Source organism: Methylobacterium sp. Leaf104, from assembly GCF_001422885.1.
Lineage (GTDB): Bacteria > Pseudomonadota > Alphaproteobacteria > Rhizobiales > Beijerinckiaceae > Methylobacterium.
On record NZ_LMMZ01000038.1, the window covers coordinates 84,409 to 99,701 of the forward strand.

Here is a 15,293-nt window from a genome sequence, read left to right on the forward strand (position 1 = left end):
TTCGAATGAGCACCGACCCCGCACCGGCGGCACCGGTCGCGGACGCGCCGCCTGCGCGTCCCGGCCTCGTCGCCACCTACCGCCGCCTCTGGCCCTATCTCTGGCCCCACGGCCGGCCCGACCTGCAGCGGCGCGTCTTCCTCGCCTTCGGCCTGCTGATCGTCGCCAAGTTCGTGACGATGGTGACGCCCTTCACCTTCAAATGGGCCACCGACGCCCTGGTGGCGATGACCGATGCCAAGCCGGGCGCGGCCGTGCCAACGGGCCTGCTCGCCGCCCCGATGCTGCTGATCGGGCTCTACGGCCTGTCCCGCATCCTGATGGCGGGGCTGACGCAGGTGCGCGACGGGCTGTTCGCCAAGGTGGCGATGCATGCCGTGCGCCGCCTGGCGCTGCAGACCTTCGAGCACATGCACCGGCTCTCCCTGCGCTTCCACCTCGAGCGCAAGACCGGCGGCCTGACCCGCGTGCTGGAGCGCGGGCGCGGCGGCATCGAGGAGCTCTCGCGCCTGATGGTGCTGACCCTGGTGCCGACGATCGTCGAATTCCTTCTCGTCATCGGGGTGCTCGCCTACGAGTTCGACTGGATCTACTCGGTGGTCGTGTTCGTGATGGTGGCCGCCTACCTCGCCTTCACCTGGAAGGCGACGCAGTGGCGCATCGAGATCCGTCGGCGGATGAACGCCTCCGACACCGACGCCAACACCAAGGCCGTCGATTCGCTGCTGAATTTCGAGACGGTGAAGTACTTCGGCGCAGAGCTGCGGGAGGCGGAGCGCTACGACGTCTCGATGGCCAAGTACGAGAAGGCCTCGACGCAGACCTACGTCTCGCTGGCGATCCTCAACGCCGGTCAGGCGGCGATCTTCACGGTGGGCATGACCATCGTGATGTGGCTGGCCGCGACGGACATCATGGCCGGGCGCACCACGCTCGGCGGCTTCGTGCTGGTCAACACCATGCTGGTGCAGCTCTCGATGCCGCTCAACTTCATGGGCATGATCTACCGCGAGATCAAACAGGCGCTGATCGACATCGACGACATGTTCCAGATCCTGCACCGCAACCCGGAGATCGCCGATCGGCCGGATGCGCTGCCGCTCGCCGTCTCGGACGGCGTGGTGCGGTTCGAAGACGTGCGCTTCGCCTATGATCCGGCCCGGCCCATCCTCAAGGGCGTCAGCTTCGAGGTGCCGGCGGGCCGGACGGTCGCCATCGTCGGTCCCTCGGGGGCGGGCAAGTCGACCCTGTCGCGCCTGCTGTTCCGGTTCTACGAGCCGCAGAGCGGGCGCATCCTCGTCGACGGCCAGGACATCGCGCGGGTCCGGCAGGCCAGCCTGCGGGCGGCCATCGGCATGGTGCCGCAGGACACGGTCCTGTTCAACGACACCATCGGCTACAACATCCGCTACGGCCGCTGGGACGCCACCCCGGCGGAGGTGCGCGCCGCCGCGTCGCTCGCGCAGATCGACCGCTTCATCTCCGCCCTGCCGGAGGGTTACGACACGCCGGTGGGCGAGCGCGGCTTGAAGCTCTCGGGCGGCGAGAAGCAGCGCGTGGCCATCGCCCGCACCATCCTGAAGGGACCGCCGATCCTCGTCCTCGACGAGGCGACCTCGGCCCTCGATTCCTTCACCGAGCGCGAGATCCAGGACGCCCTCGACACCGTGAGCCAGGGCCGCACCACCCTCGTCATCGCCCACCGCCTCTCCACGGTGGTCAAGGCCGACGAGATCATCGTCCTCGACAAGGGCGTCATCGTCGAGCGCGGCGACCACGCCACCCTGCTGGAGCACGACGGCGTCTACGCCGCGATGTGGAGCCGTCAGCGCGAGGCCGATGCCGCCCTGGAGATTCTCCAGCGCAGCGAGGCGGCCCTGCCGGTGCCCAAGGAGCGGCCGGCTTTGGTGCCGGAGCGCGTACCCGCCGAATAGGCTCGGCGCCTCAACCCCGCCTGTCGGCCTGCGGCACCGCCGCGGTGCCGTCGGTGGGCAGGACGAAGATCTGGCCCGGATAGATCAGGTCCGGGTTGCGGATCTGCGGCTGGTTGGCGTCGAAGATCACCGTGTAGCGGGTGCCCTTGCCGTAGATGCGCCGGCTGATCTGCCACAGGCTGTCGCCGCGGATGATCTTCGCGGTTCCGATCTCCGGAACGAAGACGGTGGGGCCCCGGTCCGTCGGCACAGGGGCCTGACCCTGCGTCGCGTCCGCCTGCGCGGGCGGGGCGGCCCGCGGTGTTCCGGCCTCGGGGTTCGCGGACCCGAGTGCGGCCGGGGGCTGCGGAGCCGGCGTTCGGGGCTGCGCCGCCGCGGGCAGGGCGGCCGGGTTCTCGGACGTTCCCGCGCGGGCGACCGGGCGCGGGCCGGCCGCGACCGGCGGCGGGCTGCCCTGGGCGAGGACCGCGCCGCCCTCCGACGGCCGGACCACCCCGGGGGCCGATGGCTTGGCCACGGTGACCGGCACGTTGAAGGCCACCTCGGAGCGGGTCTTCACCTTGCCGGAGACGGGATCGACCTGATCCACCCGGACCTTGTAGTCGCCCGGCCGGACACCGCGCCCGATGGTGAAGGCCACGCGCCCGTCGGCGCCCGCGCTTCCCGGCGCCACCAGGGCGTCGTTCAGGTAGAGCCGCACGGTGGCTCCGGGCGCGGCCTGGCTCGTGACGTAGAGCCGGCCGCCTTCCTCCGCCTCGACGCTGACGATCTTCACCGGCCCGGTGCGGTCCGCATCGGCCTTGGCGGCGCCCTCCGCCGACGAGGCCGGGCCGGCCGATCCCGCAGGAACGCGCGCGCCGGGCATGTTCGTTGCGAGCCCGCCATCGACCTTGCCGGCCTTGTCCGGATCGGTTTTGCCCGCGTCGGCGACATCGGTTCCCGGGGGCGTGGGGGCCGGATCAGGCTGCGAGAGCACGATGGTGGGCTTGTCGGGGGAGGTCAGGGCGATGAGGGGCTTGGCATTGCGATGGGGCGAAACCACCACCGCCACGCTGTCGCGCGAGACGCGAACCTGACCGTCCGCGCCGAGCGCCCGCAGGGTGATCTCACTGTTGCCGGAGGGCAGGACCGGGGGCACGATGGCGAACTGGCCGGAAGGATCGACGAGCGCATGGGCAATCGGCTCGTTGTCGCGCAGCAGCTCGACGGTGGTGTTGGGCGCGGCCCGCCCGGCGATCACGGCCTCGCCACTGGGTTCGATCCGGATGATGTCGAAGGTCGGCGCTTCGCTGCCCGCTGGGCTGCCAGCGGCCCGCGCCGGCGGCTGGGCCGCCCCCAGGGCCGCCAGGGGCTTTCCCGCCGGTGTCGCCCCCTCCTCGGGAACCGCGTCCCGCCGGGCGGAGCCGTTCGGGTCGGCGGCGCCTGCGGAGAGCTTGGCTGCGGATGGGCCGCTCTCCTCGGTCGACCCGAGGCCGACCGGGGCGCCGAGGCCGCGCCTGAACAGGGTGCCCGCGCCGTAGAGGGTGACCACCAGGGCAAAGCCCGCCAGGAGACCCACGCAGGCGAGGAAGATGCTCCGTCGCAACTCCGCCCTCATGACACGCCACTCCTTCGTCCACCGGCACGGCGGCCGAAATTCCATCGCCGCGGGATCGGGCCCGTCGACAAACCGGCGATTGATGGCGACATATTAGCGAACATGACCGGATCACCAAATCACACCTGCCGCATCACGGCCGGATCTTCCGTAAAATCAGCAGTTTGGCTCGTGGACAGGGATGCGCTGGCCCTGGTCGCGCCGCATCAGGGAGGCCCGGCATGGTTCCGGTAAGGACGGTCTGTGTCTATTGCGGCTCTGGCTTCGGCGGCGATCCGGCCTTCACGGCTGCCGCCGTCACCCTCGGCAAGGCCCTGGCGGAGGCCGGGATCGGCCTCGTCTACGGCGGCGGCAATGTCGGCCTGATGGGCACGGTCGCGCGCGCGGTCCTCGAGAATGGCGGCCACGTCACCGGCATCATCCCCGACTTCCTGAAGTCGCGCGAGCGCATGCTCGACGAGATCCAGGAGACCATCGTCGTGGAGGACATGCACACCCGCAAGCGGCTGATGTTCGAGCGCTCCGACGCCTTCGTGGCCCTGCCGGGCGGCATCGGCACCCTGGAGGAGCTGGTGGAGCAGCTGACCTGGGCGCAGCTCGGCCAGCACAACAAGCCGATCCTGCTGCTCTCGGTGGCGGATTTCTGGACGCCGCTCCTGACGCTCCTCGACCACATGCGGGCCCAGGGCTTTATCCGCGAGGGGCTCGACTTGAGCTATCTCGTGGCCATCGAGGCGGCCGACGTGGTCGGCCTCCTGCGCGACGCGGCCGGATCGGTCGCGCCGGCCCCCGCCGCGGAGGCCCTGGTGGCGGAGCGGTTCTAGGGCAGCACGCTCCCGTTCGCGGCGGCCCGACTCAGGTCGCCACGCTCCAGGTCGTTCCGTCCTTGCCGTCCTTCACGGCGACACCCATCCCCAGCAACTCGTCGCGGATCCGGTCCGAGGCGGCCCAGTCCTTGGCGGCCCGGGCCGCGCGGCGGGCCGCGACCAGCGTCTCGACCCGCGCGACGTCGATGCCGGCCGCCCGGATCGTGCCACGATCGCGGGCCGACTTCGTCTGGGCGAGCAGGCCGAGAAGGTTGGCCCCGGCCTTCAGCGCCGCCGGGTCGTCGAGGCGGTGCAACTCGGCGAGCGCCGCAGCGGTGTTGAGGTCGTCGAGGAGCGGCTCCCGCACGCCTTCCGGGATCGTGTCGGATGCGTCCGCGTCGCCGACGGTCCCGTACCAGCGGTCGAGCATCCGGGCCGCCTCCTCCAGGCCGCGCAGGGTCCAGTCGATCGGCTGGCGGTAATGGGTCTTCAGCATGGCGAGACGGGCCACCTCGCCGGGCCAGTCCTTCAGCACGTCGCGGATGGTGATGAAGTTGCCGAGCGACTTCGACATCTTCTCCCCCTCCACCTGGAGGAAGCCGTTGTGGAGCCAGACGTCGGCCATCACGTCGGTGCCGAAGCAGCAGCGCGACTGCGCGACCTCGTTCTCGTGGTGGGGGAAGATGAGGTCGATGCCGCCGGCATGGATGTCGAAGCGCTCGCCGAGATGCTTCCAGGACATCGCCGAGCACTCGATGTGCCAGCCCGGCCGGCCCGGTTCCGCGATTCCGCAGGGGGAGGGCCAGGACGGCTCGCCGGCCTTCGAGGGCTTCCACAGCACGAAGTCGAGGGGCGAGCGCTTGTAGGGCGCGACCTCGACGCGGGCCCCCGCCTCCATCTCGTCGAGGGGACGCTTCGAGAGAGCGCCGTAATCGGGCATCGAGGGCACGTCGAACAGCACGTGGCCGTCCGCCACGTAGGCGTGGCCGCGATCCACCAGACCGGCGATGATGGTGTGCATCTCGGCGATGTGGTCGGTCGCCCGCGGCTCGACGAAGCGCGGCCGCTCGCCCGGCACGTTGACGTCCTCCGGCATCAGCACGCCGAGTTCGCGGATGTCGGCGTGGAAGGCCTTCAGGGTGCCGTCGGTGAGTTCGCGGATGCTGATCCCGCGTTCGGCGGCGCGGGCGTTGATCTTGTCGTCCACGTCCGTGACGTTTCGCGCGTAGGCGACGTGGGGCGCTCCGTAGAGGTGGCGCAGCAGGCGGAACAGCAGGTCGAAGACGATGATCGGCCGGGCATTGCCGATATGCGCCGCGTCGTAGACCGTCGGGCCGCAGGCATACATCCGCACGTTCGTCGGATCGATCGGCGCGAACGCGGCCTTCTCGCGGGTCAGCGTGTTGTAGAGCCGCAACATCGAGGCCATGAAACTTTCCTTACGTCCCGGGCCTCCATCCGTGCCCGTCCGCCCCTGAACCGCCGCACCGCGTTGGTTTTACGCGGCTTTTGCCGCAACGCACCCAACCGCCCGCCACATCGTTGCCGCGTTCCGCTCAGGGTCCTGTTGCGCGAAGGCGACGGTCGCGCCGCCCGTCCTGGGCTACCCCAAAACCATGAGCAATTCGAGAACGACGCCGGACCGGCACCCTTCCGGAACCGGCTGCCTCGAAAACCACGGAGCGGCGAAAGGGTTTGTTAACCTGGTGCCGTGAGATTTTCGCCCCATACGCTTCCGACATCAGCAAGGTTCTGCCCATGCGCCGCGCGGCCGCCAGTATCGGCGCTCTCCTCGCCCTCGCCCTCACCGTTCACGGCACCCTGGCCTCCGACGGCGAGAGCCCGGCCAAGGCGCCCGGCACCGTCGAAAAGACGTTCCTGATCCCGTCGAGCGAGGGCTACGGTGTCGGCGACTGCCTCACCAACGGCGAGAGCGCCTGCGGCCAGGTGGTGGCCAACGCCTGGTGCGAGGCACAGGGCTTCGCCTCGGCCGGCTCCTTCGGCGTCGCCGCCCAGGACGAGTACACCGGTGCGATCCCGCCGGCCCCGGTGGCGAAGGCCGCCGAGCGTCCGATCCGGATCACCTGTCAGGATTGATCCTCTCCCAGGCCCGATCGAACCTTGGGCTCGACACGCAGCCGGGCCATCCCCGCGGAGGCGGCCCGGCCTGGCGGCCTACTTCTCCATGAACGCGTCGCAGCGCGGCGGCGGCTCGGTGCCCCAGGGCATCAGCGGCACGGCCGAGGTGGAGTTCTTGGGCGAACCCTGGATCACCTTGTCCGAATAGACCATGTAGATCAGCGTATTGCGCTTGGTGTCGCAGCCGCGCACGATCTGCATCGACTTGAAGATCAGCGACCGGCGCTCACTGAACACCACCGCGCCTTGCTTGAACTTCTCCTTGAACTGCACCGGGCCGACCTGACGGCAGGCAAGCGAGATGTCCGAGACGTCTTCCGCCAGGCCGAGGGTGCCCTTGATGCCGCCCTTTTCCGGCTGCGTGTACCAGCAGGCGACCCCGGCCACCGACGGATCGTCGATCCCGTAGACCACGAGCTTGTCGTTGGGCGTCAACGGACGCCACACGGTCGACTTGTCGAAGATGCGGTCCGCATCGTCCGCGCGCGCAGAGTGCGCGGCGAGGCCGAGCCCCAGCGCCAGCGCGCAGCCTGTGAGACCCCGAAGCCACATCATCGTATCATTCCCCTCCGTTTGTTCGGGGCGCATGTGGGAAGGGTGTCGCCGTCGTGCGAGGGTGGCTAATAAACTTGTGTTGAGCCCGTTCGCCTCCGCTTCGCCGAAGTCTCCGCAAGGAGGCCCCGCGCGGCGGCGTCCCGCCATTCATTGCAATCAGGCCATGCCGCTGATCCCCTCCCAGATCCGCACGCTCGTCCGAGTGCTCGCCGGCGTCCTCACCGCCACCGCCCTGACGGGTGCCGCCGAGGCGCAGACCTCCGCCTGCCTGCGCTACCGTTCGGAACTCGCCGGACTCAGCGACGGGGCCAGCACCGCGCGGGCGCTGCAGAACGAGATCGGCCGGCTCAACGCCTATTACCGCACCCTGAACTGCGAGGGCGGGCGGTTCCTGTTCTTCGATTCACGGCCCCCGCAATGCGGCGCCGTCGAGCAGCGCATCCGTGCCCTCAATGCCGGCTACGGCGCCGAGAACGGCGAGGTGACGGCCGCCCGTCGGCAGCAGCTCACGGAGGCGATCGCCTCCGCCTGCACGGATGCGGCGAGCCGCAGCCTGATCCGGGCAGATGGAACGCCGGGCGAGGCGCGGGCGCGGGGCGGCGCGCAGGTGATCTGCGTGCGCACCTGCGACGGCTCCTATTTCCCGATGACCAACCTGCCCGATGGGCGCGAGGGCGCCGACGAGCTCTGCCAAGCGCTCTGCCCGGGGGCCGAGGCTGCCGCCTATTCGATGCCGCACGGCGACGAGGCCCTGAAGCAGGCCGCCACCGTGAAGGGAAGCCGCGCCTACACCGCCCTGCCCAACGCCTTCAAGTTCCGCACTTCGTTCACGCCGAACTGCTCGTGCAAGCGCGAGGGCCAGAGCTGGGCGCAGTCGCTGGTCAAGGCCGAGAGCATGCTGGTGCGGCACAAGGGGGACATCTTCGTCACGCCGATGCAGGCCGAGGCGTTGTCGCGTCCGCCCAAGGTGCGCCTGACCCTGGTCGGCCGGGCCGACAAGACCGCCGCGGTGCTCGCCGCCGACGCCGCCACGCGCAGCACCGCCGTCGCCACCGATGCCGCCGCTCCGCCGGAGCCGGCCGTCGCGGCAACCCCGGCGACCGGAGAGGAGCGCCAGCCGGTTCGGATCATCGCCCCGAACCTGTTCTCGACCGCGACGCGTCAGGGCACCCCCTGAGGGGGATGCCAAGCGAGAAACGGGAACCATCCCGCTCGCATTCTGTTCCGAAGGCCACATCAACGACGTGAGTGACCTTCCATGCGGAGCATCCGCCACCTCCTCCTGACCGGCACGGTCCTGCCTGTCCTGGTTCTCTCGGGGCCAGGTCTGGCTCGTCAGGATTCTGCGTCGAGCGCCACTATCCTCCTGGCTCAAGCCGGGCCGGGCGAGGGGCCGCGAGGCGGGGGTGGCGAGGGGCCTCGCGGCGGGCCGCCCGGTGGCGGACGCGAGCGGCCCGAGCCGCGCCAGGAGCGGCCGGAACCCCGCCAAGAGCGCCCCGAGCCGCGCCAGGAGCGTCCGGCTCCCCGGCCCGAACCGCGTCAGGAAAGACCCGAACCCCGTCAGGAACGCCCTGAGCCGCGTCCCGAGCGCCCGGCTCCCCGGCCCGAACCGCGCCAGGAGCGTCCAGAGCCGCGTCCGGAACGTCCCGAGCCGCGCCAGGAGCGCCAGGAACGCGCTCCGGCCGAGCGTCCCGCGGCCCGCCCCGAGCGGTCCGAATCGCGCCAGGAGCGCCCTGCCCGCGACGAGCGCAGCCCCAGCCCGGACCGCGATCAGGCTCCACAGCGGCGCACTCCGGGCGCCGAGGGGCCGGCCGAGCGTCCGCCGGCGCCGCCGGCCGCGCGCGAGCGTACCCCCGAACGGCCGAACACGCCCGAGCGCCCCACAGCACCCGAGCCCAACCGTCCGGCGCCCGTGCAGCCGCGCCAAGCCCCGGCACCCGCCCCGGCGCCGAGCGCGCCCGAGATCCGCAATCCGGCCAACCCCGCCAATCCGAACGTGCCGGGCGCCGCCCAGCCCGGCCGCCCGAATGCGCCCGGCGAGCCGCGTGCCCCGGGTCAGCCGGCCCAGCCGACGCCGCAACCCGGCCAGCCCGGCGCCGTCGCTCCCAATGCGCGGCCCGGTGTCCCGGGGCGCCCGTTCGTCCCGCCGGGCGCCCCCAACCCGGACGCCCAGCGCCCCGACGGGCGCCCGGGCGCCGGTGCCAGCCCGGCCGATGCGCGGCCTGACCGGGACGGTCCGGTTCCGGGCAGCGGCGATCCCGGGGCTAGGGATGCCGGCAGCCGTGACCTGCGCCGCGACGGTCCCGATCGGAACGGCCCCGATCGGCAAGGCGTGGGCCGCGACGATGCGGGCCGGCCCGATCTCCGCCCTGGCGATGCCCGTCGCGACGACCGGGGCGTCGATGACCGGCGTGAAGACCGTGAGCGGCGCGACGCCTTCGAGCGCCGCGACGCGCGCAGCGGCTTCAACGCGCCGGGGCGCCCGGGCTACGTTCCCGGCGGCTTCCGGGACGACGACGATGTCCGCGACTACGAGCAGGTACGCCGCGACCGTCGCGAGTTCTCGGAAGGGGGCCGGACCTACATCCGGGAGCCCGGCCGCATCATCGTGCGCGACCGCGACAACTACTTCATCCGCCACGACGAGAACGAGCGCTTCCGTGACCTCGACCGGCGCGCCTACCGCAGCGAGCGTCGCGGCGGCGACACCATCACGTATCTCGACCGTCCCGGTGGTGAGCAGATCGTCACCATCGTGGACGATGACGGCCGCCTCGTGCGCCGCTCGCGCCGCTTCCGCGACGGGCGCGAGGTCGTCATCATCGACAACAGCTTCGGCGGCGGCGCGCGCCGGCCGATCTACGAGGACGTCGTCGAGCTGCCGCCGCCGGACATCCGCATCCCGCGCGACCGCTACATCGTCGATTACGACGGGGCCGACGAGCGCACCGTATACGAGGCGCTCTCGGCCCCGCCGGTGGTCGCGGTGGACCGGCGCTATACGCTCGATCAAGTGCGCTACAGCCCGCAGCTGCGAGCCCGCATGCGCAGCGTCGACATCGACACGATCAACTTCGACACCGGTTCGTTCACGGTGACGCCGGATCAGGCCGCCCGCCTCTCCACCATCGCGGCGGCGATGAACCGGGCGATCAAGGCCAATCCGCAGGAGGTCTTCCTGATCGAGGGCTACTCCGACGCGGTGGGCTCCGACATCGACAACCTCTCGCTCTCCGATCGTCGGGCGCAGTCGGTGGCCACGGTGCTCACCCAGACCTTCCAGGTGCCGCCCGAGAACCTGACCACCCAGGGCTACGGCGAGCAGAACCTGAAGGTGAACACGCAGAACGCCTCGCGGGAGAACCGCCGGGTCACCGTCCGCCGGATCACGCCCCTGATCCAGCAGCAGGGCGAGGCGGCTCCGCCGCCCCGCTGAGCCTCCGTCCACGGCGCCGGTCGCCGCAAACCTCCGGCGCCGGGGGATTTTTCCGATCCCCCGGCGCCGGACCCGGTTTCCTGCCCTGTGGGTCCGGCCTATACCCGCCGGGAGCGTGAGGGCCGGCTCCGACAAGTTGGCCCGGAACAGGAGCCGGCATGGATGAGGCGCAGGGGCGGCCGGACGAGCCGGGCGCGCGGTTGATCGAAGCCGGCACGCCGGCCTTCCGCCGCACCGCCATCGCCCTCGGGGCCGCTGGCTTCTCCACGTTCGCGGTGCTCTACGGGGTGCAGCCGCTGCTGCCCGTCTTCGCCGATGACTTCGCGGTCTCGCCAGCCGAGAGCAGCCTCGCCCTGTCGCTGCCCTGCGCCATGCTGGCGATCGCGCTCCTGGTGGTCAGCCCGCTCTCCGAAGTCTGGGGCCGCAAGCCCATCATGGTGGCCTCGCTCTTCGCCTCGGCGCTCCTCACCATCGTGGCCGTCCTGGTACCGAGCTGGCACGGTTTCCTGGCCCTGCGCACCCTGACGGGACTTGCCGCCTCCGGCCTGCCGGCCGTGGCGATGGCCTATCTCGGCGAGGAGATGCACGGGCGCGCCATCGGCCTCTCGATGGGCCTGCTGATCGGCGGCAACGCGGCGGGGGGCATGGTCGGCCGGCTGCTCGCCGGCATCATCGCCGACCACGCTTCCTGGCGCTGGGGCCTCGGCACCATCGGTGTGCTGGCGCTCCTCGCCGCCATCGCCTTCGTCTACCTCTTGCCGGATTCCCGCCGGTTCCGGGCCAACCGGATGCGCTGGCGCGAGGTGCCCGGCACCTTCGGGCAGCACTTCCGCGATCCCGGCCTGCCCTGGCTGTTCGCGGAGGCGTTCCTGCTGATGGGCGGATTCGTCTGCATCTACAACTACATCGGCTTCCGCCTGCTGGATCCGCCCTTCTCCCTCAGCCAGAGCGCCATCGGGGCGATCTTCATCGTCTACCTCTTCGGCACCGTCTCCTCGGCGCTGACGGGCGAGATCGCGAGCCGGCTCGGGCGGCGCAAGGTGCTCTGGCTCGCCATCCTGCTCGGGCTCGTGGGCGTCGGCCTCACGCTTTCCGGCCACCTCGCCGTGATCATCCTGGGCATCGTCCTCGTCACGGTGGGCTTCTTCGGCGCGCATTCCGTGGCCAGCAGCTGGGTCGGGCGCCGGGCCATGCGCGACCGGGCCCAGGCCTCGTCGATCTATCTCTGCCTGTACTATCTCGGCTCCTCGGTGCTCGGCACCGCCGGCGGCTGGTTCTTCGCCCATTCCGGCTGGGTCGGCGTGGTGGCGTTCTTCGCAACCCTGTACGGGCTGGCCCTCGCCATCGCCCTGCGGCTGTCGCGGCTTCCGCCCTTGGTTCAGGCCGACGGCTGACCCGGCATCCGTTGGCGCAGCCTCATTCCGCCTCCCTTCCGCGAGCAGGCAGGAGGGCGAGGCGACCGCTCCGCAACCGTCGCACCCCGTTCCCGGACCGCTGATGCGGGCCATCTTTTCCAGCAACCGACGAGGGCATTGCGCGGGCTGCGGCCACGCACGACGAACAGGCGACCCATTCCGGAGGGCGCTCGCGCGTCCCTGATCCGAAACCGTATGACGGATGGGCTCGCGTGCCTTATGAGAGGGCCCCTGCCCGGGCGGCCTCGGGCCGCCCACCCGCCGAAGGCTTTCCGAAAACATCCATGACCGACCTCCTCGAGACGATTCGCCGGACGCTCGTGCCGATCCACAAGGAGGGCTATCCCTTCATCGTCATCGGCATCGTGCTGACGGTGATCGGTGCCTACTTCGCGCAATTCCTCGGCTGGGTCTTCCTGATCCTGACCCTCTGGGTCTGCTACTTCTTCCGCGACCCGGAGCGGATCACGCCCGTGGGCGATGGCCTCGTGGTCTCGCCGGCCGACGGTCGGGTGAATCTCATCTCGACGGTCCTGCCCCCGCCGGAGCTCGACCTGCCGCAGGAGCCGATGCTCCGCATTTCGGTCTTCATGAACGTGTTCGACTGCCACGTGAACCGCGTGCCGGTGACGGGCCGGATCGGTCAGATCCACTACACGCCGGGTTTGTTTCTGAACGCCGAGCTCGACAAGGCCAGCGACGACAACGAGCGCAACGGCCTCGTGATGGAGACGATGCACAAGGGCGCTCCCCTGCGCGTCGGCGTGGTGCAGATCGCCGGGCTGGTGGCGCGCCGCATCGTCGGCTGGGTGCATGCCAACGACACCCTGAACGTCGGCGAGCGCTTCGGCCTCATCCGCTTCGGCTCGCGCGTCGACGTCTACCTCCCCGTCGGCACCCGCGTGCTCGTCGGCCTCGGCCAGAAGGCGGTCGCGGGTGAGACGGTGCTCGCCGATCTCGCCGGCGGGCCCGAGCGCGTGTTCCGGCGCATCTGAGGGGTTCCCATGGACGACCTGTTCCCGCCCTTCGCCCCCGACGCCAACGAGCCCCGGCCGCGCCGCTTCAAGCCGGTGCCGTTCCGGATGATCGCGCCCAACATGATCACCCTGATGGCCCTCTGCCTCGGCCTGACTGCGATCCGCCTCGCCTTCGAGGGCAAGTTCGAGCCCGCGGTGATCTCCATCGTGGCCGCCGCCTTCCTCGACGGCATCGACGGACGCGTGGCCCGGATGCTCAAGGGCACCTCGCGCTTCGGGGCGGAGCTCGATTCTCTCGCCGACTTCGTCAATTTCGGCTGCGCGCCGGCGCTGATCCTGTACGGGTTCGCGCTCAAGGACCTGCGCTCGGTCGGCTGGATCGTGGCCCTGATCTTCGCCATCGCCATGGCGCTGCGGCTGGCCCGCTTCAACGCGATGCTCGACGATCCCAACCGGCCGGCCTGGAAGAAGGACTTCTTCGTCGGCATGCCGGCCCCTGCAGGGGCGCTGACGGCGATGCTGCCGCTCTACCTCAACTTCCTCGGCTTGCCGATGGAGCATTGGGCGGCCCCCATGGTGCTCGGCTACATGCTCTGCATCGCGCTCCTGGTGGTCTCCACCGTGCCCACCTTCTCGGGCAAGACCATGGGCAAGCGCGTGCCCCGAGACTGGGTGCTGCCGATCTTTCTCGTGGTGGTGGCGGCCTTCGGCCTGTTCATCAGCTTCCCCTTCGAGGCGATGGTGGCCCTGGCGCTCGGCTACCTTGTCACCCTGCCGATCGGCGCGGCGCAGTATCGCCGCCGGGCCAAGGCGGAGGGGCAGGGCTCCCCCTCGCTCGCGGCCGCCGACGAGGCCGCCGAGCCGGTGGGACCTGTGCACGATCGCGCCGTGGACATCTGACGCGCGGCGCTGTCGCTTTCCGGTCGTCTTCGGTTAGGTTGGACCCTGCCTGGAGTTTTCGTCCGGGCGCGGTTCGCGCGGAGGCAGGGCGATGCTCGAGGAATTCAAGAAGTTCGCGCTGCGCGGCAACGTCGTCGACTTGGCGGTAGGCGTCATCATCGGTGCCGCCTTCGGGGCGATTGTCACCTCGGCGGTGCAAGATCTGTTCATGCCGATGATCGGCGCGATCACCGGCGGATTGGATTTCTCGAACTACTACATCGCCCTTTCGTCGAGCGTGCAGAAGGGCGCGGCTTATGCGGATGCGAAGAAGCAGGGCGCCGTGATCGGCTACGGCCAGTTCATCACGGTCGCACTGAACTTCGTCATCGTCGCCTTCGTGTTGTTCCTCGTGATCCGGGCCATGAACCGCCTCGTGAGCAAGGAGCAAGCCAAGCCGGACGCCGTGGCCCAGGTCCCGGCCGACGTGAAGCTCCTCTCAGAGATCCGCGATATCTTGGCGACGAAGCCGACGGTCTGACGGATCTAACGTGCTTCGCTGGGCTTCGGGGCTGCGCCGAGGTCGCCCAGCAGGCCCTCGAGCGCCTGCTCGACCGCGACCGTGCCTTCTTCGTGTGTCTTCAGCCGCACCTCGAGCCGCTTCAGCTGCGGGGCGAAAGCCTCCGGGGCGGCCGGATCGCCGAGATAGTCCGGAACCGTCTCTCCGGTGGTGAACACCGTCCGCAACTGCTGGCCGAGATGATCGCGCACCGGCTCGGGGAGGGCCGGTTCGAGCGTGGACTCGTCTGACATTTTTTGGGTATCCCTCGCGTCCATCGACAAATTCATACCCACGCAACGCGTGCCGGAGAGAGTAACGGCCGAGATCGGCAAGTGTTGCACGGTCCATCGCTCAAGGGCTCTCCGGCGAAGACCGGGATGAACAGGTCCAGATAGAAAAAGGCCTCCGGCGAGGGAATCGCCGGAGGCCCCGATCAATCACCGCACCGAAGGCGCGGGGGAGAGTCTTAGTCGATCACTTCGACGATGCGGTGGCTGCGATCGACCAGCACCGGGCGTTCGTTGACGACGGTGTAGCGAGCGCCGCGGGCGTTGTACTCGGCCGGGACCTCGTAATAGGTCACGCCCGAGCTCGGCAGCACGGCGCCGACGCGGACGTCGCCGTTGTAATCGTAGGACGAGCGACGCTCGCGGGTCACGTACTGGCGGAAGCGGGGGCGGTCATCGACGCCCAGGATGCCGCCGACCGTACCGGTGGCCGCGCCGACGGCACCGCCAACGATCGCGCCGACCGGGCCGGCCGCATCCGCACCCTCTTGAGCGCCGCGCTCTGCGCCACGGACCAGGCCCTGCGCTTGGGCGGCAATGGGCAGGCTGAGGGCGATCGCGGAGGCGGCGAGAAGGGTCTTGAAGTTCATCGTGTGGCTCCTGAACGAGTATCCCGCGACGCTGTGAAGCGCTGCCGGGTTCAGGGCAGTAACGTCCAACTCTCGGAAGGGATGCGTTGAAAATTCCGGGAAGGACGGGGATGGAC

At 70.2% G+C, this 15,293-nt stretch carries 14 protein-coding genes; 9 read left to right on the top strand and 5 right to left on the bottom strand.

The annotated features are described in order from the left end of the window. Positions 1-5: 5 nt before the first annotated feature. Positions 6-1,934 (top strand): ABCB family ABC transporter ATP-binding protein/permease, encoded by a 1,929-nt coding sequence (locus tag ASF49_RS18885; protein WP_056476604.1) that lies wholly within the window; start codon positions 6-8, stop codon positions 1,932-1,934. Between the two features lie 10 nt (positions 1,935-1,944). Here ASF49_RS18885 and ASF49_RS18890 read toward each other — a convergent pair whose 3' ends face one another. Continuing rightward, positions 1,945-3,531: a LysM peptidoglycan-binding domain-containing protein gene (locus ASF49_RS18890; RefSeq protein ID WP_056476608.1), complete on the bottom strand. Its 1,587-nt coding sequence runs from the start codon at positions 3,529-3,531 to the stop codon at positions 1,945-1,947. Between the two features lie 221 nt (positions 3,532-3,752). On the opposite strand from ASF49_RS18890, the gene ASF49_RS18895 reads away from it, so the two are divergent. Then, entirely contained in the window at positions 3,753-4,355 is a 603-nt protein-coding gene (locus ASF49_RS18895; protein ID WP_056476611.1) for a TIGR00730 family Rossman fold protein, read from the top strand. Positions 4,356-4,386: 31 nt separating this feature from the next. Here the strand turns inward: ASF49_RS18895 and cysS are convergent, their stop codons facing one another. Continuing rightward, a complete protein-coding gene (gene cysS, locus ASF49_RS18900) occupies positions 4,387-5,766 on the bottom strand; it encodes a cysteine--tRNA ligase (protein ID WP_056476615.1) in 1,380 nt (459 codons plus the stop codon). 329 nt (positions 5,767-6,095) lie between these two features. Here cysS and ASF49_RS18905 point away from each other — a divergent pair, with 329 nt between their 5' ends. Beyond that, positions 6,096-6,434 carry a hypothetical protein gene (locus ASF49_RS18905; RefSeq protein ID WP_056476619.1) on the top strand — a complete coding sequence of 113 codons (339 nt, stop codon included), beginning with the start codon at positions 6,096-6,098 and terminating at the stop codon, positions 6,432-6,434. Between the two features lie 78 nt (positions 6,435-6,512). Here the strand turns inward: ASF49_RS18905 and ASF49_RS18910 are convergent, their stop codons facing one another. Then, positions 6,513-7,031, bottom strand: a complete 519-nt coding sequence (locus ASF49_RS18910) for a CreA family protein (protein WP_056476622.1) — start codon at positions 7,029-7,031, stop codon at positions 6,513-6,515. Positions 7,032-7,194: 163 nt separating this feature from the next. Here ASF49_RS18910 and ASF49_RS18915 point away from each other — a divergent pair, with 163 nt between their 5' ends. The 6 genes from ASF49_RS18915 (at position 7,195) to mscL (ending at position 14,279) form a co-directional block, all read left to right on the top strand. After that, complete coding sequence (locus tag ASF49_RS18915; protein ID WP_056476625.1) at positions 7,195-8,208, top strand: DUF2865 domain-containing protein; 1,014 nt, start codon at positions 7,195-7,197, stop codon at positions 8,206-8,208. A gap of 81 nt (positions 8,209-8,289) precedes the next feature. After that, the gene (locus tag ASF49_RS18920) at positions 8,290-10,467 is read left to right on the top strand and encodes an OmpA family protein (RefSeq protein WP_056476628.1); all 2,178 of its coding nucleotides are present in this window, start codon (positions 8,290-8,292) and stop codon (positions 10,465-10,467) included. A gap of 158 nt (positions 10,468-10,625) precedes the next feature. Then, positions 10,626-11,861 carry an MFS transporter gene (locus tag ASF49_RS18925; RefSeq protein ID WP_056476632.1) on the top strand — a complete coding sequence of 412 codons (1,236 nt, stop codon included), beginning with the start codon at positions 10,626-10,628 and terminating at the stop codon, positions 11,859-11,861. Positions 11,862-12,166: 305 nt separating this feature from the next. After that, on the top strand, positions 12,167-12,877 hold the full coding sequence (locus ASF49_RS18930) for a phosphatidylserine decarboxylase (RefSeq protein WP_056476635.1): 711 nt from the start codon (positions 12,167-12,169) through the stop codon (positions 12,875-12,877). A gap of 9 nt (positions 12,878-12,886) precedes the next feature. After that, entirely contained in the window at positions 12,887-13,759 is an 873-nt protein-coding gene (locus tag ASF49_RS18935) for a CDP-alcohol phosphatidyltransferase family protein (RefSeq protein ID WP_056476638.1), read from the top strand. A gap of 91 nt (positions 13,760-13,850) precedes the next feature. Beyond that, a complete protein-coding gene (gene mscL / locus ASF49_RS18940) occupies positions 13,851-14,279 on the top strand; it encodes a large conductance mechanosensitive channel protein MscL (protein WP_056476641.1) in 429 nt (142 codons plus the stop codon). Between the two features lie 5 nt (positions 14,280-14,284). On the opposite strand, the gene ASF49_RS18945 is transcribed toward mscL, so the two are convergent. After that, positions 14,285-14,551 carry a hypothetical protein gene (locus ASF49_RS18945; RefSeq protein WP_156653086.1) on the bottom strand — a complete coding sequence of 89 codons (267 nt, stop codon included), beginning with the start codon at positions 14,549-14,551 and terminating at the stop codon, positions 14,285-14,287. A gap of 215 nt (positions 14,552-14,766) precedes the next feature. Beyond that, positions 14,767-15,177, bottom strand: a complete 411-nt coding sequence (locus ASF49_RS18950) for a DUF1236 domain-containing protein (RefSeq protein ID WP_056476646.1) — start codon at positions 15,175-15,177, stop codon at positions 14,767-14,769. Between the last annotated feature and the right edge of the window lie 116 nt (positions 15,178-15,293).